Here is an 18,897-nt window from a genome sequence, read left to right on the forward strand (position 1 = left end):
TGTGGGACCGGTCGTGGACCTCGGGAGCACCCATGCAGTACACAGCAGTCGGCCGGCGCGGCGCGCTGGTCGCGGTGACGGCCGCGGCGGTCGCCGCCCTCATGACGGGTTGTACGCCGACCGGGGAGGACGGCGGCGCCGCCGGCCCGTCGGCACCGGCGGGCACGGGGTCGGCCGCGCCCACGGCGTCGGCCCCGCCGACCGCCGGGGGTTCCGGCGGGGGCGGACAGAAGCCGGGGCCGTCGGCTTCCGCCCCGGCTTCGATGTCGCCCCCGGCCGGGGGCGGCGCCGGGGGCGAGAAGGCCTGCGCGAGCGGCGCGGTCAAGGTGTCGGAGGGCCGGCAGGCGGAGGTCCGGCCGCCCGGCACGGGCACGGGAGCGGCCGTCGTCTCGGTGACGAACACCTCCGCGCAGCCGTGCACGCTGAACGGCTTCCCCACCGTCGCCGGCGCGGGCAACGGTTCGCCGGACAAGAACCGTCCCCTCGCCGTCACCCGCGACGGCGCGGCGACGACGGTGACCCTGGCCCCGGGCGCCCGCGCCTGGACCAAGCTCACCTTCGTCAACGTGCAGGGCGAGGCGGACGGCTACTGCGTGTCCGGCGCCACCCCCTCCTCCTTCCCCACGCTGGTGCTGGGCCTGCCCGGCGGCGCGGGCGCGCACCAGATCGCGATGGACGACGGGGTCTTCGCCGAGTGCGACGACAAGGTGACCGTCACGGCGTTCTCCTCGACCCGACCCTCCTGACCCGGCGCCCCCCGATCCGGCGCCCGTGGCCCGACGCCCGTGGCCCGGCGCCGGCGCGACGGTCAGCCGGTGAGGATCCAGCCGTGCTGACCGCCGATGGTCTGCCCCTCGCAGTTCGTCGAGTTGGACTCGAAGAACTCCCGCTGCTTGCCGACCATGCAGCGCATCAGGGGTGCGGTGGCCACGCCGGAGGGCTCGCTCGGGTAGAACCAGCCGAGCCGCGAGACGTACGTCTGCCCCTCGCAGTTGACGTCGTACGAGAGGAAGTTGTCCTTGCGGACGACGCAGTGGTAGATCGGGATCGTGCCCTCGCGCGGGCTCGTGTAGAGCTGCCCGAGGCTGCCTTCGACGGTGTAGCCCGGGGGCACGTTCCAGACGGTGCTGATGTGCTCGCCGCTCGGGCCGATGAGGCGGTTGAGGCTGCGGGTCGGCGTGGTGACCGCCGGCTCTCCGCTACAGGTGGCCTTGATCATGGCCTGGTAGTGGTTGCCGGTCACGTGGACCAGGATCGGCCCCTCCGTCACCCGGCACTGGGAACCGGAGAACCCGGCGTCGGCGGCCTGTCGGTTGAGGTGGTCGTAGGCGGCCGCCTGCGCGATGTTCGGCGGGCCGCCGCCGATGCCCGTCAGGTAGAGCACCACGGGCCCGACGGCGGCGACGGACGCCGGGGCGGGGGTGGCGGGTCCAGGTGCGGGGGCCGCGCCGGCCGGTGCGGCGGCGGTCACGGCGGCCGCGAACGCGGCGATGAGTGCGAGGAGGGTCGTACGCGTACGAGACGTGCGGCGCAAGGCTGAACTCCCGGTCGTCGGCCGCGAGGGCCGGTGGGCCGTCGCGGGGCGGATCGACTGTGCGTACCGCCCGATAGGCGGCATCACCGCCATTCCACCCTTGGGGCCCACCCCGGGACCAGACGGTCTTCGGCCGACCCCGGGGGGCGTCCACCGGCCGCCCGAATCGAACGGACTCCCACCCCCGCCTCCTACGATCTCGACCATGACCACCCTGATCGTCTTCGACATCGACGGCACGCTGCTGCGCAGCGTCGCCGCCCACCAGGCCGCCTTCGTCGCGGCCCTGCACGACAGCGGGCTCACGGACTTCGACACGGCGTGGGCCGGCTACACCCACCACACCGACTCCTGGATCCACCGCGAGGTGTTCCGCAGACAGTGGGGCAGACTGCCGGACGCCGCCGAGAGCCGGCGGTTCGCGGACCACCTCCACGCCCGCTTCCTGGCCGCCACTCCGGCCGGGGGCATCGAGCCGATACCGGGCGCCACCGGCTTCCTGCGGGCCCTCGCCTCCGACGGCGACTACGCCACGGCCTTCGCCACCGGGGCCCTGCGCGAGGTCACCACCGCCAAGGTGGCGGCGCTGGGCGCCGTCGGCCCCGTCGTCACCGGCAGCGACCACACCTTCCGCGCGCACCTGGTGCGCGAGGCCGTCCGTCGGGCCTCGGACCGGGCCGGCGGCGCCTTCGACCGGGTGGTCTGCGTGGGTGACGGGCCGTGGGACGTACGGGCCGCCCTGGACACCGGCAGCGAGTTCATCGGCATCGGCACGGACACCGCGCCGTTCGGGGACTGGTTCCCGCGCAACCGTCTGTTCGCCTCCTTCGACGACGTCGACCCGGCCGCCGACTTCACCCTGACGCCGCCCCCGGGACGGACCGTCGCCGAACCCGACGCGGACAAGGCCTTCGCCGCCGGCCCGGCCGCCTGCCCCTGCTGGACCTGACCCGGCGGCACCGGCCCTTCCGCGCCACACGGTCCGGTTCACCGGGAAGTTCCCGACCGACGCACTAAACTGACGGGCTGTTTGGTGCCGGATCGGAACAACCCGGGCAGACCCGGACTCCCCCGGCTCCCCGGTCTGGACCGGGACCGAGACGCGAGGGCCGATGGCAGCCACACCTGAGCACGGTGAACTGACTCTGCTCGACGACGGGGACCCGTGCGGGGAACCGGGCAAGTCCGCCCGCTTCACCGCCGGGCCCGCCGCGCCGACCCGCACCCTGATCGACGTCTTCGAGGCGACCGTACGGGCCCACCCCGACGAGCCCGCCCTGGACGACGGCACCGCCCTGCTGACCTACCGGGCCCTCGCCACCGAGGTCGAACGCGGCCGGCGCGCCCTCGCCGCCGCCGGGGTGGGACCCGGCGACCGGGTCGGCGTACGGGTGCCGTCCGGGACCAACGGGCTGTACGTGGCCGTCCTCGCCGTGCTCGCCGCCGGCGCCGCCTACGTACCGGTGGACGCGGAGGATCCGGACGGGCGGGCCGAGCTGGTGTTCGGCGAGGCCGGGGTGCGGGCGGTGGTGGGCCCCGGCGGTCGCGTCGAGCCCACCGGCCGCCCCGGCGCACCCGAATCCGTCACCGTCACCGCTTCCGGACCCGCCGCCGCCGCTTCCGGACCCGCCGCCCGGCCCGGACCCGAGCACGACGCGTGGATCATCTTCACGTCCGGCTCCACCGGCAGGCCCAAGGGCGTCGCCGTCAGCCACCGCGCCGCCGCCGCCTTCGTGGACGCCGAGGCGCGCCTGTTCCTGGCCGAGGACCCCGTCGGCCCCGGCGACCGGGTCATGGCCGGGCTTTCCGTGGCCTTCGACGCCTCCTGCGAGGAGATGTGGCTGGCCTGGCGGCACGGCGCCTGCCTGGTGCCCGTCCCCCGCTCCCGGGTGCGCGGCGGCGCGGACCTCGGCCCCTGGCTGGTGGAACAGGAGATCACCGTGATCTCCACCGTGCCGACGCTGGCCGCCCTGTGGGAGCCCGAGGCCCTCGACGGGGTACGGCTGCTGATCTTCGGCGGCGAGGCCTGCCCGCCCGAGCTGGCCCGCCGCCTGGTCACCGAGGGCCGCGAGGTCTGGAACACGTACGGCCCCACCGAGGCCACCGTCGTCGCCTGCGCCGCGCTCCTGACCGGCGAGGAACCCGTGCGCATCGGCCTCCCGCTGGCCGGCTGGGAGCTGGTGGTCGTCGACGAGTCCGAGGAACCGGTGCCGATGGGCGGCAGCGGCCGGCTCGTGATCGGCGGCGTCGGCCTGGCCCGCTACCTCGACCCGGACAAGGACGCCGAGAAGTACGCCCCGCTGCCCTCCCTCGGCTGGGAGCGCGCCTACCGCAGCGGCGACCTGGTCCGCGCCGACCCCGAGGGCCTGGTCTTCCTCGGCCGCGGCGACGAACAGATCAAGCTCGGCGGTCGTCGGATCGAGCTCGGGGAGGTGGACGCGGCGCTCCTGGCCCTGCCCGGTGTCACCGGCGCCGCGGCGGCCGTCCGCACGGCGCGCGGCGGCAACCAACTCCTCGTCGGCTACCTGGTCGTGCGGGAGGACTGGGACCGCGGCGCGGCGCTCGAACGGCTGCGGGCCGAGCTGCCCGCGGCCCTCGTGCCGCTGCTCGCCCCGGTCGCCGACCTGCCGACCCGCACCTCCGGCAAGGTGGACCGGGACGCGCTGCCCTGGCCGCTGCCCGACCTGGAGTCCGCGCGGCCCGCGGAGCGCCTGTTCGGGACCGAGGCCTGGCTCGCCGAACAGTGGGGCGAGACCCTCGGCGTGAGCGTCACCGGCGCCGACGACGACTTCTTCGCGCTGGGCGGCAACAGCCTCGCCGCCGCGCAGCTCACCACCCGCCTGCGCACGCGCTACCCGGGGGTGGCCGTCGTCGACGTCTACCGCCGGCCCACCCTGCGCAAGCTGGCCCGACGGCTGGAGAAGTCCCTGCGCGACGACGGCGACACCCGTGAGGTCGTCCCCGTGCCGCCGCGCGCCCGGGTGGTGCAGTCGCTGTTGCTGCTCCCGCTGTTCACCCTGGTCGGCGCGCGCTGGACGGTGGCGCTGGTCGCGGCGGGCAACGTACTGCACCGGTTCGGGCCCCATCCGTGGGCGCCGACCGCCTCGTGGTGGCTCGTCGCCGCCGCGGCCGTGCTCCTCTTCAGCCCGCCGGGGCGCCTCGCGATCGCGGCCGGCGGGGCGCGCCTGTTGCTGCGCGGGGTGACGGCCGGCAGCCACCCGCGCGGGGGGAGCGCGCACCTCAGGCTGTGGACCGCCGAGCGCCTGGCCGAGTGCTCCGGCGCGACCTCGCTCACCGGCCCCTGGCTGGAGCGGTACGCGCGGGCCCTCGGCGCCAAGGTGGGCCGCGAGGTGGACCTGCACTCCCTGCCCCCGGTGACGGGGATGCTGACCCTGGGGCGCGGCTGCGCCGTGGAGTCCGAGGTGGACCTGTGCGGGCACTGGTTGGACGGGGACCGGTTGGAGATCGGCCCGGTCAGGGTCGGCGCGGGGGCCGTGGTCGGGACCCGCAGCATCCTCTTCCCCGGGGCGCGGGTGGGCAAGGGGGCCGAGGTCGCCCCCGGTTCCGCCGTGGTGGGGCAGGTGCCGACCGGACAGCGCTGGGGCGGCGCGCCCGCCGCGAAGATCGGCAGGCCGCGGCGCAACCGGCCCGCGGGGCGTCCGCCGCGCGGGGCCCTGTGGCGGGCCGCCTACGGGGCCACCGGTCTCGGTCTCACCGCGCTTCCCGCGCTCGCGGCGCTGCCGACGCTCCTCGTGGTCGGCCGGTTCGTGCCGGCCGGCGCGGGGCCGGCCGGGGCGCTGCCTGGGGCCCTGTTCGCCGTGGTGCCCGGGGCGCTCGTGTTCGGCTGCGCGTACGCGCTCGCGCTGCTGGTCTGCGTACGTCTGCTCAGTCTGGGCCTGCGGACGGGGGTCCATCCGACGCACAGCCGGGTCGCCTGGCAGGCGTGGACGGTCATCCAGCTGATGGACCGGTCCCGGGAGACGCTGTTCCCGCTGTACGCGGGGCTGATCACCCCGGTGTGGCTGCGGCTGCTCGGGATGCGGATCGGGCGGGGCGCGGAGGTGTCCACCGTCCTCGCGCTGCCGAGCCTGACCACCGTGGGCGACGGGGCCTTCCTGGCCGACGACACCCTGACGGCCCCCTACGAGCTGGGCGGCGGGTGGATGCGGATCGGGCACTCCGAGATCGGGCGGCGGGCGTTCCTCGGGAACTCCGGCATGACGGCGCCGGGGCGCGCGGTGCCGGACGACGGGCTGGTGGGGGTGTTGTCGGCGACGCCGAAGAAGGCCAAGAAGGGCAGCTCGTACCTGGGGCTGCCGCCGGTCAGGCTGCCGCGTTCGGCGGGCGGCGGCGAGCGGAGCCGGACCTACGATCCGCCCGTGCGGCTGCTGTGGGCGCGGGGTCTGGTGGAGCTGTGCCGGCTGGTCCCGGTGTTCTGCTCGGCGGCCCTGACCGTGTTGACCGTGGCCGCGCTGTGCGCGTTGAGCGCGGCGGACGGCGTGGGCGTCGCGGGGGCCGCGCTGTCGTCCGGGGCGGTGCTGCTCGCCGCCGGTGTCCTCGCGTGCGCGGTCTCGGTGGTCGCGAAGTGGGTGCTGGTGGGTCGCCACCGGCCGGGGGAACATCCGCTGTGGAGCGCCTTCGTGTGGCGCAACGAGTTGGCCGACACCTTCGTGGAGGTGTTGGCCGTACCGTGGCTGGCCGGATCCGCGCCCGCCACTCCCCTGCTGACGCTGTGGCTGCGCGGGCTGGGGGCCCGGATCGGGCGGGGCGTGTGGTGCGAGAGCCACTGGCTGCCCGAGACGGACCTGGTGGTGCTGGGCGACGGGGTGAGCGTGAACCGCGGCTGCGTGTTGCAGACACACCTCTTCCATGACCGGATCTTGAGGACGGATACTGTGGTCCTCCGCGAGGGCGCCACTCTGGGCCCGGGCGGAATCGTCCTGCCCGGGAGTACCGTCGGAGCCCACAGCACCCTGGGTCCCGCCTCCCTCGTGATGGCCGGGGAGTCCGTCCCCGCCGGCACCCGTTGGCTGGGCAACCCGATCAAGGCGTGGCGCACCTGACACGGCCCGAGCACAGCGCGGGGAGCGGAAGCGGCAATGAGCGGCCAGACGACAGCGGCATCCGACCCGTACTTCCCCGCGAACGGTGACGCCCGGTACCGCGTGCACCGGTACGAGATCTCCCTGGAGTACCGTCCCGGCCCCAACCGGCTGGCCGGGACGGCCCGCATCGGCGCCATCGCGGGGCGGGCCCCGCTCGCCGAGTTCCACCTGAACCTGGCCGAATTCAGACTGGGCCGGGTCCTGGTGAACGGCCGCGTCCCGCGCTTCACCCACCGGGGCGGGAAGCTGCGCATCCGGCCGGCGAAGCCGCTGCCCGCCCACGGCGCCTTCACGGTGGAGGTGCACTGGGCGGGCAATCCCCGACCGGTCCGCAGCCCCTGGGGCGGCATCGGCTGGGAGGAGCTGTCGGACGGGGCCCTGGTGGCCAGCCAGCCGGTCGGCGCCCCGTCCTGGTACCCGTGCAACGACCGGCCGGCCGACAAGGCCTCGTACCTGATCTCGGTCAACACGCCTTCCGCCTACACGGTCGTGTCGGGGGGCCGACTCCTCACCCGCACGACCCGGGCCAGCACCACCACCTGGGTGTACGAGCAGCCGGCGCCCACCTCCAGCTACCTGGTCGGCCTGTCCGTCGGCGTGTACCAGACGGTGCTGCTGGGCGACCCGGGGCTCGACGGCGTCCCCCAGAGCGCCCACGTGCCGGCCCACCTGCTGGCCCGGTTCTCCCGGGACTTCGCCCGGCAGCCGGCGATGATGCGCCTGTTCGAGGAGCTGTTCGGCCCCTACCCCTTCGGGGAGTACGCGGTGGTGGTGACGGACGAGGAGCTGGACGTCCCGGTGGAGGCCCAGGGCCTGTCCACCTTCGGCACCAACCACGTGGACGGCGTACGCGGTTCGGAGCGCCTGATCGCGCACGAACTGGCGCACCAGTGGTTCGGCAACAGCGTGAGCATCGCCGACTGGCGGCACATCTGGCTCAACGAGGGGTTCGCGAAGTACGCCGAATGGCTCTGGTCGGAGCGCTCGGGCGGGCGGACCGCGCACGAGATGGCGCGGGGCGCGCACCGGTTGCTGACCGGGCTGCCGCAGGACCTCGTGCTCGCCGACCCCGGCCGCAAGCTGATGTTCGACGACCGGCTGTACCAGCGCGGGGGCCTGGCGGTGCACGCGGTGCGCTGCGCGCTGGGGGACGGGGCGTTCTTCCGCATGCTGCGCGAGTGGACCACCGTGCACCGGGGCGGGTCGGTGACCACCGCCGGGTTCGCCGGGCACGTGTCGCACTACGCGGATCGGCCGCTGGAAGGGCTGCTGCGGGCCTGGCTGCACGAGCCGGCGCTGCCGCCGCTGCCCGCGCCCGGGGCCTGACGGGCACGGGGCCGACCGTCCGCAGGGGCCGACCGGCCCGGGGATCCGCCCGCCCCGGGGCGCCGACGGCGCGTGGCCGTCGGCTCCGGGGTTTCGCGCGGGAGGGGTCAGACGATGCCCTCGGCGATCTCGGCCTGTTCCCGGGCGTTCCCGTACGCGGACGGGGTGCCGTAGGAGCGTCGGGCGACGTACCACCACACGCTGGCGAGGACGAGGACCACGGCCAGGGCGATCACGGCGTAGTTCATGGAGTCGACGGTGACCGGGGACTTCTGCGGCAGGCAGAACAGGACGGTGACGACGGCCACCCAGACGACGGCGGTCCAGCCGATGGGCTTGCTCCAGCGGCCGAGGTTCCACGGTCCGGGGGTGAAGCGGGAGCCGGCGCGCAGGCGCAGGTAGATCGGGATGGCGTAGGCGGGGGTGATCCCGATGACGTTGATGGCGGTCACGGCCCCGTAGGCGGTGGCGGACCAGAGCGACGGCAGGGCGAGGACGCCCGCGACGGCCACGGAGAGCCAAACGGCCGGGACCGGGGTCTGGGTGCGGCTGCTGACCTTGCGCCACACGGACGAGCCGGGCAGGGCGTTGTCACGGCTGAAGGCGAACACCATGCGGCTGGCGGCGGCCACCTCGGCGTTGCCGCAGAAGAGCTGGGCGACGATCACCACGAGGAGGAGGGCGCTGGCGCCGCCCGAGCCGAGGGCGTCGAGGAAGATCTGGGCGGGCGGTACGCCGGTGGCGGTGCCCTGGACGGCCGCGTAGTCCTGGATGGCGAAGGTGAGGCCGGCGAGGAGCGCGAAGCCGGCGACCCAGGAGACCCAGATGGCCCGGACGATGCCCTTGGCGGCGGTGACGGAGGCGTTGGAGGTCTCCTCCGAGAGGTGCGCGGAGGCGTCGTAGCCGGAGAAGGTGTACTGGGCGAGCAGCAGGCCGACCGCGGCCACGTAGAAGGGGTTGGCCCAGCCGGTGTCGTTGACGAACTCGGTGAAGACGAACGAGGCCGACTGGTGCCGGTCGGGGACGAAGGCCAGGGCGCCGACGATCAGGGCCACACCGCCCAGGTGCCACCAGACGCTGATGGAGTTGAGCACGCTGACGAGGCGGACGCCGAAGAGGTTGAGCGCGGCGTGCAGCAGCAGGATGCACAGGAAGATCAGGAAGGTGGAGCCGGCGGTGGGCTCGAAGCCGAACCGGAGGTTCAGGAAGGCCCCGGTGAACAGGGCGGCGCCGTAGTCGATGCCGGCGATGGCGCCGAGCAGGCCGAGGAGGTTCAGCCAGCCGGTGTACCAGCCCCAGCGACGGCCGCCGAGCCGGTCGGCCATGTAGTAGAGGGCCCCGGAGGTGGGGTAGGCGCTGGTCACCTCGGCGAGGGCGAGGCCCACGCAGAGGACGAAGAGGCCCACGCCGATCCAGCCCCACATCATCACGGCCGGTCCGCCGGTGCCCAGGCCGAACCCGTACAGGGTCATGCAGCCGGAGAGGACGGATATGACCGAGAAGCTGATGGCGAAGTTGCCGAACCCGTTCATGCGGCGGGCGAGGACGGGCTGGTAGCCGAGCTCTCTGAGTCGTTCCTCCTCGTCCTTGCGCGGTGGGCCGGTGCGATCGGGGCGAGCGGTGGGGGTGGTGCGGGACACGGGGGTACCTCCGGGGTTCGTGGGGCACGGGGGAACGCGCGGGGGCGCGCGGAACCGGGGGTTGAGCAAGGGGGGTGGAGCAAGGGGGTGTGGAGCGGGGGGTGGTGGAGCGGGGTGAGCGGGGGTGGTGCCGCCGCCGCAGGGGGGCGGGGCGGGTCAGGTGCGGTCGGCCAGGCTGCGGGACCTGGAGCGGAGGAACACCTCCTCGGCCAGCGCCTGGTCGGCCGGGTCGCGGGTGCGGTAGGCCCACGGGAGGGTGGTCCAGTAGCGGCCCATCGCGTCGAAGACCCGGGCCGCCTCGTCGAACCGGTGGGCGCCCGCCAGGGCGTGCGCGAGGTGGTTGAGGTCGAGCGGGGAGGCGAGCCCGGGGTCGGCGTACCGGAACCAGGCGTCGAGGGCGTGGTTGGCGTCCCGTACGGCGTCTTCGGCGACCCAGTGCAGGTCGAGCGCGCGCTCCTGGCCGTTCTCGCGCCGGTAGCGCTCGACCCTGACGTAAAGCGGAAGGACGTGCACGGCGGAGCCGAGCGGAGCGGAACCGGTCGCCCAGTGCACGAAGTTGGTGGCGCCGGAGAGCGGGCCGGGGTTGTCCGCGTACACGAACTGGAGCATCCGGTGGTAGGCCTCGCGGTTGTGCGGGTCCCGCTTGTCGGCCTGGGCGAGGATGCCCCAGGGGCCCGGGGGCAGCATGAGGCCGGGGGGCGCCTGGCGGTGCTCGTCCATCTGCCGGTGCTCGTCGAGCAGGGCCAGGGCCAACAGGCACACCCAGGGCACGGGATCGGCCGGGCTGAGCTCCGCGGCGACCCGGCAGGCGTCCCATGCCTCCTGCCACAGCTCGTGCGTACGGGCGTGGCGGGCTCGGTGGGCGCGGACGGCCCGTTCGACGGTGACGCGGGTGTGCATCACGGTCGCGGCGACGCTGCGCGGCTCCTCGGTGCGCCACGCGCGGACCACGTCGGATCCGGCGGCGACCGCGGCGAGGACCTGGGTGCGCTGGGTCCACAGGCCCCAGCCCTCGGTCCGCTCCAGGAGGTGCGCCATCGACAGCCAGCGGCCGGTGCGCACGTCCTGGACGGCGAGGCGCAGGTCGTTGTCGTGGCCGGCGGGGTGGTAGACGGGCCGGAATTCGCCGCCCGCCATCACCTCGTCCCGGTCGACGGGTGGCCGCTGCGGGCGGGTCGTGCGGTGGTCGTGGTCATCAGTCCTCGCGTCGCAGGAAGGTCGCGCCCGTTGATCGGCGATCACTATAGAGCGCGTCCGGACGTCCGCGACCCGATTCCCGTTCGAACGCAAGTATCAAGCCAACGGGGTGATGTGATTCTGAGTCAGTTTGTTCCGCGAGCCGGGACGGATCTTGACGGGGGCGGTCCACTGGGGAAGTCTTCGATCGGCCATCGCCGAAGAACGATCGACTCCGGTCGATCACGAACACGGTCATGACACGAGACAGCACGGAACAACACCGCGCGGCACGGCACGGCACAGCGCCCCCGGGGCACGGTACGGCGCGGCAACATGCGTAACAGCAGGACGGAGTGGTGATGACGGGCCCGGTGCTCGCTGTCGACCAGGGCACCTCGGGAACCAAGGCCCTCGTCCTGTGCCCCGAACGCGGGGTGATCGGCTCCGCCTCCGCCCCCGTACGCCCCCGGTACCTGCCCGGCGGCCGGGTGGAGGTCGACCCCGCGGAACTGCTGCGCTCGGTCGTCGACGCCGGACGCGCCGCGCTGGCGGCGGCCGGTGAACCGGTCGTGGCGGTGGGCCTCGCCAACCAGGGCGAGACCGTGCTCGCCTGGGACCCGGCCGACGGGGAGCCGCTGACCGATGCGATCGTCTGGCAGGACCGCCGCGCCGAGCCCCTGTGCACCGAACTCGCCCCTCACGCGGAGTCGTTGCGTGCCTGGACGGGCCTGCCGCTGGACCCCTATTTCGCCGCGCCCAAGATGGCCTGGATACGCCGCAACCTGACCCGGGACGGCGTGGTCACGACCAGCGACGCGTGGCTCGTCCACCGGCTCACCGGCGCCTACGTCACCGACGCGGCCACCGCGGGACGCACCCAACTCCTCGACCTGGACACGGTCGACTGGTCGGGCGCGGCGCTCGACGTCTTCGGCCTCGGCGGCGAGCGACTGCCGCGGATCGTCGACGCGGACACCCCCGTCGGCACCACCACCGCCTTCGGCCCCCGGATCCCGCTGACCGGGCTCCTCGTCGACCAGCAGGCCGCGCTCCTCGCCCAGAACGTCACCGAGCCCGGCACCGCCAAGTGCACGTACGGGACGGGCGCGTTCCTGCTCGCCCAGAGCGGGCCGCACCCCCGGCGCAGCGCCTCGGGGCTCGTGGGCTGCGTGGCCTGGCGGCTCGCCGGCCGGACCGACTACTGCCTGGACGGGCAGGTGTACACGGCCGCCTCCGCGGTGCGCTGGCTCACCGACCTCGGCGTGATCTCCGGCGCCGAGGACATCGACGCCGTCGGCGGGGGCGTCCCGGACGCGGGCGGGGTCACCTTCGTGCCCGCCCTCGCCGGGCTCGCGGCCCCCTGGTGGCGCGGCGACGTCCGGGGCTCCGTCACCGGCCTGGGGCTCGACACCACGGCCGGCCACCTGGTCCACGCCCTGTGCGACGGCATCGCCGCCCAGGTCGCGGAACTCGCGGACGCGGTCGCCGCCGATCTGGGCACCCCGCTCTCCGCCCTGCGGGTCGACGGCGGACTGACCCGCTCCGCGCTCCTCATGCAGACCCAGGCCGACCTGCTCGGCATCCCCGTCGAGGTGTCGGCGCTCCCGGACGCGACCGCGCTCGGCGTCGGCGCGGTGGCCCGGCTCGGACTCGACCCCTCGCTGACGCCGACCGAGGCCCTGCCGGAGTGGAAGCCGTCGGCCGTCTACGAGCCGAGGATCGACGCGGGGGCGGCGGCGCAGCGCCGGGCCCGGTTCCGTACGGCGGTCTCGGCCCTGCTCGACGGCCCCGCGTGAGCGTCACCACCGGGGTCGTCACCACCGGGGTCGTCACCACCGGGGTCGACGCCCTGCCGGGGGGCGCGTACGACGTGACGGTCGTCGGCGCCGGCGTGGTCGGGTCGGCCATCGCCCGCGAACTGGCCCGGCTGCCGCTGCGGATCGCCCTGCTCGACGCGCGCGACGACGTGGGCGACGGCACCTCCAAGGCCAACACCGCCATCCTCCACACCGGGTTCGACGCCGTACCCGGTTCCCTGGAGGCCCGGCTCGTCCGCGAGGGCCACGGGATGCTGAGCGCGTACGCCGCCGAGTGCGGCATCCCGGTGGAACCCCTCGGGGCGCTGCTCGTGGCCTGGGACGAGGAGCAGCGGGCCGCGCTGCCGCGCCTCGCGGACAAGGCGGTGGGCAACGGTCACCCCGGGACGCGGATCCTGTCGGCCGAGGAGACGCGGGCCCGCGAGCCGGAACTCGGGCCCGGGGTGCTGGGGGCGCTCGACGTGCCGGGCGAGGCCGTCATCTGCCCCTGGACGACCACGCTCGCCTACGCGACGCAGGCGGTGCGAACAGGTGTCGACCTGCATCTCGACTGCCGTGTGGAGAAGGTGGACTTCGACGAGTTACACGTGTTGCGCACCAGCCGGGGCACCCTGCGCACCCGGCACCTGGTCAACGCCGCCGGCCTGTACGCCGACGAGGTCGACCGGCTCCTGGGCCACACCGACTTCACCGTGACCCCCCGCCGGGGACAGCTGATCGTCTTCGACTCGCTCGCCCGCTCCCTGGTCCGCCACATCCTGCTGCCGGTGCCCGGCGCGCTCGGCAAGGGGGTCCTGGTGACCCCCACCGTCCACGGGAAGGTGATGCTCGGTCCGACCGCCGAGGACCTGGACGACAAGACCGCCACCGGCTCCACCACCGAGGGGATCGCCTCCCTGCGCGAGCGCGGCCGACGGATCCTGCCGGCGCTCCTGGAGGAGGAGGTCACCGCCGTGTACGCCGGTCTGCGGGCCGCCACCGAGCACGACGACTACGCGATCCGGGCCCACCCCGCACAGCGGTACGTCACCGTCGGCGGGATCCGTTCCACGGGCCTGAGCGCCTCGATGGCCATCGCCGCCCACGTGGTGGAGCTCCTCGCCGACGGCGGCCTGCCGACGAGCGGGGCGCGGGACCTGGAGCCGGTGCGGATGCCGAACCTGGGCGAGGCCTTCCCCCGGCCCTACCGCGACGCCGCGCTGATCGCGGCGGATCCGGAGTACGGCCGGATCGTCTGCCACTGCGAGCGCGTGACCCGCGGGGAGGTGCGCGACGCCCTTGCGGGGACGATCCCGCCCGGCTCCCCGGCCGGTCTGCGGCGGCGCACCCGCGCGGGGGCCGGGCGCTGCCAGGGCTTCCACTGCGGGGCGGCCGTCCGCGCGCTGTTCGAGGAGGGCCGCCGATGACCCGTAGGGACGTGTCCGTGGACGTGCTGGTGGTCGGCGCCGGGCCCGCCGGGCTGGCCGTGGCCGCCCGTCTCGCGCGGGCGGGCGCCGGACGGGTGGAGGTGCTCGAACGCGAGGAGGAGGCGGGCGGGGCGCCGCGCCACAGCCCGCACGGCGCCTTCGGCGGGCCCGCGTACCCGTGGTCGCCGCTCGCCGCCCCGCCGTTCCCCCGGCTGCGCGGACCGCAGTACGCGCGGCGGGCCGTCGAGGCCGCGGTGGACGCCGGGGCCTCGGTCCGCACCGGCGTCGGCGCCACCGGCTGGGCCGGGCCGCTGTCCCTGGAGGCGACGGGCCCGGCGGGCCCCGAGCGGATCACGGCCCGGGCCGTGGTCCTCGCCACGGGTGCCCGGGAACGTCCGCGCGGCGCCCGGCTGATACCGGGGACCCGTCCGGCGGGGGTGCTGACCACCGGCGAACTCCAGCGGTCGGTGCACCGGTTCGGCCGGTCCGTGGGCCGGCGGGCCGTGGTGGTGGGCGCCGAGCCGGTGGCCCGCGAGGCGGTGCGCACCCTGCGCGGCTCGGGGACGGAGGTGGTCGCGATGGTCACCCGGCACCCGCGGGCCGGCGGCGCGGCGGGGGTGCCCCTGCTCACCTCGACGACGGTCGGCGAGCTGTTCGGGCACGGCCGGCTGTCGGGGGTCGCCGTCCACCACGCGGACGGCCGCACGGGGGTGCTGGCCTGTGACACGGTGGTCTTCACCGGGGACTGGATCCCCGAACACGAACTGGCCCGGCGCGGCGGGGTCGCGATGGACCCCGGCACCCGGGGCCCCGCGGTGGACGCGTCCTTCCGCACCTCGGCGCCGGGGGTGTTCGCCGTCGGCGACGCCCTGCACGGCATCGAACGGGCGGCGACCGCCGCCTTCGAGGGCGCCCGCGCCGCGGCGCCCGTACTGGCGCACCTCTCGGGTGCGCCCTGGCCCGAGCCGGGACCGCGGCTGGTCGTGCGGGCCCCGTGGGCGTGGGTGGTGCCGAACCGGTTCACGGTCCCCGCCGGGCGGCCCCTGCTGCTGCGCTCCGGGGAGGCGTTGACCGCGCCCGTGGTGACGGCGGAACAGGACGGTCGGCCGCTCTGGCGGCGCCGGATCCCCGGCCGGGTGTCGCCGGCCCGCTCGCTGCGGCTGCCGCCCGGCTGGACGGGGCGCGTCGACCCCGGGGGCGGTCCGGTCGTCCTGGGCCTCGGCTGACGGCCCGGAACCGGAGGCGGTCGCATCCGGGGCCGGCCCCTCCCGCCGCACGCATCGCGGCGGGAGGGGCCGGTTTGTACCGATCAGGTGCGGTACGCGAAGTAACGCGCGTCCGGGTACGACGCGATGATGCTCGCGAGCGACTTCCGGTACGTGTTGGTGGAGTGGTACGTGAGGTACGGCATGCCCTTGGCGTTGCGGTACGTCACCATCATGGAGTGGTCCTTGGACCCGTCCTTGTTGAAGTCCACCTGGAGGATGTCACCGATGTCCATCTGGTAGACGTTCTCCAGGTTGGCGGCCCGCTGGTTCGACAACGTGAACCAGGCCCACTCGTTGGCGCCGATCCAGGAGGTGCTCTGGCGGGTGCCGTCGTACCACCAGTTGCGGTAGTCCGAGGACGTACCGGGAACGGGCTTCCAACCGCCGGCCTTCAGCGCCTGGCTGATGAAGTTGGTGCAGTCGCCGCCGTTGCCGCTGAACTTGCGGTACGCCGGGTTGTAGTTGCTCCAGTACTTCTCGGCGTACTTCGCCATGGCGTTGTAGTCGTAGGCGCCGCCGGTCTTCGCCTTGGGCTTCGGCGCGGCCGGGTACTTGGTGGCCGCGGGCGTGCCGTCGGGGTACTGGTTGCCGTCGTCCTTGACGACGTTCACCTTGGCCGCGACGGGCTCGTTGACGGCGACGGGGCCGTTCTCCTGCGACTTGATGGAGGTGAGCTCCCAGCCGCCGCCCTTCTTGCCGGTGAGCGTCAGCTCGTAGCGGGTGCGGAAGTCGGTCGTCTCCGGCTCGTCCCCGGTCACCTTCTTGTAGGTGAGCTTGGTGTCCTCGGTGACCTGGACCGTCGCCTTGCCGCCGGTGACCGTGGCCTTGTCCACGGTCACCTTGGTGTCGGAGCCGGTGTAGGCCTCGCCGAGCTCCGCCAGCCGCGTCTTGCGCGACCGCAGGGCCGACAGCGCGCCGTCCTCGTCCTTCTTGAACTTCGCCGACATGCGGGCCTTCGTGGCCGTCTGGGTCACGCCGCGGCGTCCCGGGCGGTCCTCGACGAGGGCCTCGGAGCGCTGCGAGAGCACGTCGTCGGCTATGCGGGCGAAGGCGTCGGTGGTGGCCTTGTCGGCCGCCTTGGGGCCGGAGCCGGCGTTCGCGGAGTAGGCGAGCAGGCTGCCGGTCGTCAAGGCCACGGTCAGGGCGCCGATGGCGGCGGGCCTGAACCTCTTTGGTATCACTGTGTTTCCCCTTGTCACCCGGTTCACACGAACCGGGGGACGGCATCTTCGCACAACCGGGCGACTCTTTCGCCGCGTTCCGCTTCGTCCACGTCCGTCGGACGGTGGTCGGTTCCCGGACAGGACGAATCAATTCCGCTTCATCACGGGGAGTGGCCGCGCCACCACGCGGCGGCATCCGACCACCACCCCGCAGACTTCACAGACATTGCATCTAGGGTGTGCGGGAAAGCACAGTAGAGGGGACATTCGGAGTGGGCGGGCAGGATACGTCGGGAAGAGGGCGCTCGCGGGGCAGGCGAGCGGCCCCCAAGGGTGCCGGCGCGCCCGCGTCGAGCCGCCGCAGGAAGGCCGGTTCGCGCCGCCGTTCCCGGGCCGCCTCCGGCCGCGGCGGCCTTCGGCTCGACCGCCTCGCCGCCCTGCTCGCGCCCGCGACCGCGGTGGCGCGCACCCGACTGCGGCGCCTCAGGCCGGCCTACCCGCGGCCGGGCCGCGCCGACTGGCGCCGCTGGATACCCTCCTGGCGCCAGTGGCTGGGCGCCTGTCTGTACCTGTTCACGGGGATGGCCTGCTTCACCGCCATCGCGTACGCGGTGACGGACATACCCGACGACCTCAACTCATTCGCCACACAACAGGACAACGTCTACTACTGGGCCGACGGTTCCACGATGGCCCGCACCGGTTGGGTCAGCCGCCAGGAGATGCCCCTGGAGAAGGTGCCCGCCAAGGTCCAGGGGGCCGTCCTCGCGGCCGAGAACGCGAGCTTCTACTCGGACCCCGGAGTGTCCCCCTCCGGCGTCCTGCGGGCCGTACGCGCCGCCCTGACCGGCGGCGAGACCCAGGGTGGGTCCACCATCACGCAGCAGTACGTGAAGAACGCCTACCTGAGCCAGGACCGGACCCTGTCGCGGAAGTTCACCGAGCTCCTGCTCGCCGTGAAGATGGACAACCAGAAGGACAAGAAGCAGATCCTCCAGGACTACCTGAACACCAGCTGGTTCGGGCGCGGCACCTACGGCATCCAGCGCGCGTCGCAGGCGTACTACGGCAAGGACGTCTCCCAGCTGAACGCGAGCGAAGGAGCCTTCCTCGCGTCGCTGCTCAAGGGCGCGGGCCTCTACGACCCGGCCGTCGGCCCGAACAACCGCGAGCGGGCGGTCGAGCGGTGGAACTGGATCCTGGACCGCATGGTGGAGACGGGCCACCTCTCCGCCTCCGAGCGCGCCACGTACACGAAGTTCCCGGAGCCCTCGGCCACGAACCTCGCCGGCATCCCGGGCGCCCAGACCGGCTACCTGGTGGAGATGGCCAAGGCCTACGCGGTCAAGGCGGGGCACATCCAGGAGTCCGACTTCGACCTCGGCGGCTACCAGATCTACACCACCTTCGACAAGGCCCGCATGACCGCGCTGACCACCGCGGTCCAGGAGGCACAGAAGGGCTTCGACCCGGAGAAGCGCCCCGATACGGACAAACACGTCAAGATCGGTGCGGCGAGCGTGGCCCCCGACGGTCGGCTGCTCGCCGTGTACGGCGGCCCCGACTACCTCAAGCAGGGCTTCAACGAGTCGAACGCGACGACGATCCCGGTCGGCACCGCGTTCACGCCGATCGTCTACGCCGCCGCCCTGGAGGAGGGCGTGGTCCGCACCCGCGGCAAGGCCCGTACGCCCGTGTCCCCCACCAGCGTCTACGACGGCAACGACCAGGTGACCGTGCAGACCCCCGAGGGACCGTACTGGGACCGCAGCGGCAAGGTGCTCAAGGGCCACAACGACAACGACCGCAACTGGGGGCAGGTGACCCTGCGCCAGGCCGTCGCGGACTCCGTGAACACGCCCATGCTGCAACTCGGCATGGACGTGGGCCTCGACCGCGTGGAGGCCTTCGCGGAGCGGACCGGCCTGCTGGCGTCGAGCCTCGGTCCGCGCATCCCCATGTTCGTGCTCGGGGAGAACTCGAAGCCGAGCGCGATCCGCATGGCCGGCGCCTACCAGACCTTCGCCGCCGGCGGCATGCACACCGACCCCTACTCGGTGCGCTCGGCCACCCGCGCCGGCGCCGCGGTGCCGCTCGACCCGCCGAAGCCGACGCGGGCCGTGTCGGCGTCCACCGCCCGGGCGGTGACGGACGCCCTGCGCCAGGGCGTCTCCGAGGGTTCGGCGAAGTCGGCGGCCAAGGTCCGTCCGGGCGCCGGCGGCAAGACCGGTACGACGGCGGCCAACACGGCGGGCTGGTTCGTGGCCACCACCGACCAGGAGTCCACGGCCGTGGTCGTCTACCGGATGGCGCTGACCGATCTGCAGGCGCTGCCGCTGACCGGGCTGGGCGGCGACGCCCCGGGCACGCTCCCGAGCGAGCGCGCGGTGCGCCTGTGGTCCGACTACGCCAAGGCCGTGAAGTAGGCGTACGGGCCCGGCGCCCGCCGGATGCGGCGG

Annotated in this window: 12 protein-coding genes; 8 read left to right on the forward strand and 4 right to left on the reverse strand. The window is 74.1% G+C overall.

The features are described from left to right. Nucleotides 1-32 precede the first annotated feature (32 nt). Nucleotides 33-746, forward strand: a complete 714-nt coding sequence (locus AB0D01_RS10545; protein WP_363054720.1) for a DUF4232 domain-containing protein — start codon at nucleotides 33-35, stop codon at nucleotides 744-746. A 62-nt stretch (nucleotides 747-808) separates the two neighbouring features. Here the strand turns inward: AB0D01_RS10545 and AB0D01_RS10550 are convergent, their stop codons facing one another. Next, the gene (locus AB0D01_RS10550; RefSeq protein WP_363054721.1) at nucleotides 809-1,534 is read right to left on the reverse strand and encodes a hypothetical protein; all 726 of its coding nucleotides are present in this window, start codon (nucleotides 1,532-1,534) and stop codon (nucleotides 809-811) included. Between the two features lie 205 nt (nucleotides 1,535-1,739). Here AB0D01_RS10550 and AB0D01_RS10555 point away from each other — a divergent pair, with 205 nt between their 5' ends. The 3 genes from AB0D01_RS10555 to AB0D01_RS10565 all read left to right on the forward strand — a co-directional run bounded on the left by AB0D01_RS10555 (nucleotide 1,740) and on the right by AB0D01_RS10565 (nucleotide 7,965). Further along, the gene (locus AB0D01_RS10555; RefSeq protein WP_363054722.1) at nucleotides 1,740-2,483 is read left to right on the forward strand and encodes an HAD family hydrolase; all 744 of its coding nucleotides are present in this window, start codon (nucleotides 1,740-1,742) and stop codon (nucleotides 2,481-2,483) included. Between the two features lie 163 nt (nucleotides 2,484-2,646). Then, nucleotides 2,647-6,597: a Pls/PosA family non-ribosomal peptide synthetase gene (locus AB0D01_RS10560; protein ID WP_363054723.1), complete on the forward strand. Its 3,951-nt coding sequence runs from the start codon at nucleotides 2,647-2,649 to the stop codon at nucleotides 6,595-6,597. A gap of 36 nt (nucleotides 6,598-6,633) precedes the next feature. Further along, on the forward strand, nucleotides 6,634-7,965 hold the full coding sequence (locus tag AB0D01_RS10565) for a M1 family metallopeptidase (protein ID WP_363054724.1): 1,332 nt from the start codon (nucleotides 6,634-6,636) through the stop codon (nucleotides 7,963-7,965). A 107-nt stretch (nucleotides 7,966-8,072) separates the two neighbouring features. On the opposite strand, the gene AB0D01_RS10570 is transcribed toward AB0D01_RS10565, so the two are convergent. Then, on the reverse strand, nucleotides 8,073-9,605 hold the full coding sequence (locus AB0D01_RS10570; RefSeq protein ID WP_363054725.1) for an amino acid permease: 1,533 nt from the start codon (nucleotides 9,603-9,605) through the stop codon (nucleotides 8,073-8,075). Between the two features lie 156 nt (nucleotides 9,606-9,761). Next, nucleotides 9,762-10,742: a hypothetical protein gene (locus AB0D01_RS10575; protein WP_363054726.1), complete on the reverse strand. Its 981-nt coding sequence runs from the start codon at nucleotides 10,740-10,742 to the stop codon at nucleotides 9,762-9,764. 401 nt (nucleotides 10,743-11,143) lie between these two features. On the opposite strand from AB0D01_RS10575, the gene AB0D01_RS10580 reads away from it, so the two are divergent. Genes AB0D01_RS10580 through AB0D01_RS10590 form a run of 3 tightly spaced genes read left to right on the forward strand, consistent with a single transcriptional unit; the run spans nucleotide 11,144 to nucleotide 15,233 of the window. After that, a complete protein-coding gene (locus AB0D01_RS10580; RefSeq protein ID WP_363054727.1) occupies nucleotides 11,144-12,580 on the forward strand; it encodes an FGGY family carbohydrate kinase in 1,437 nt (478 codons plus the stop codon). Between the two features lie 53 nt (nucleotides 12,581-12,633). Then, nucleotides 12,634-14,007, forward strand: coding sequence for an FAD-dependent oxidoreductase (locus AB0D01_RS10585; protein WP_363054754.1), 1,374 nt, complete (start codon nucleotides 12,634-12,636; stop codon nucleotides 14,005-14,007). Next, a complete protein-coding gene (locus AB0D01_RS10590; protein WP_363054728.1) occupies nucleotides 14,004-15,233 on the forward strand; it encodes an FAD-dependent oxidoreductase in 1,230 nt (409 codons plus the stop codon). Before AB0D01_RS10585 ends, AB0D01_RS10590 begins: the two co-directional genes overlap by 4 nt. 83 nt (nucleotides 15,234-15,316) lie before the next feature. Here the strand turns inward: AB0D01_RS10590 and AB0D01_RS10595 are convergent, their stop codons facing one another. After that, the gene (locus tag AB0D01_RS10595) at nucleotides 15,317-16,456 is read right to left on the reverse strand and encodes an amidase domain-containing protein (RefSeq protein ID WP_363054729.1); all 1,140 of its coding nucleotides are present in this window, start codon (nucleotides 16,454-16,456) and stop codon (nucleotides 15,317-15,319) included. Nucleotides 16,457-16,896: 440 nt separating this feature from the next. On the opposite strand from AB0D01_RS10595, the gene AB0D01_RS10600 reads away from it, so the two are divergent. Beyond that, entirely contained in the window at nucleotides 16,897-18,864 is a 1,968-nt protein-coding gene (locus AB0D01_RS10600) for a transglycosylase domain-containing protein (protein WP_363054730.1), read from the forward strand. Nucleotides 18,865-18,897 lie beyond the last annotated feature (33 nt).

The organism is Streptomyces sp. NPDC048606, assembly GCF_040650855.1.
In the GTDB taxonomy this organism is placed as follows: Bacteria; Actinomycetota; Actinomycetes; order Streptomycetales; family Streptomycetaceae; genus Streptomyces.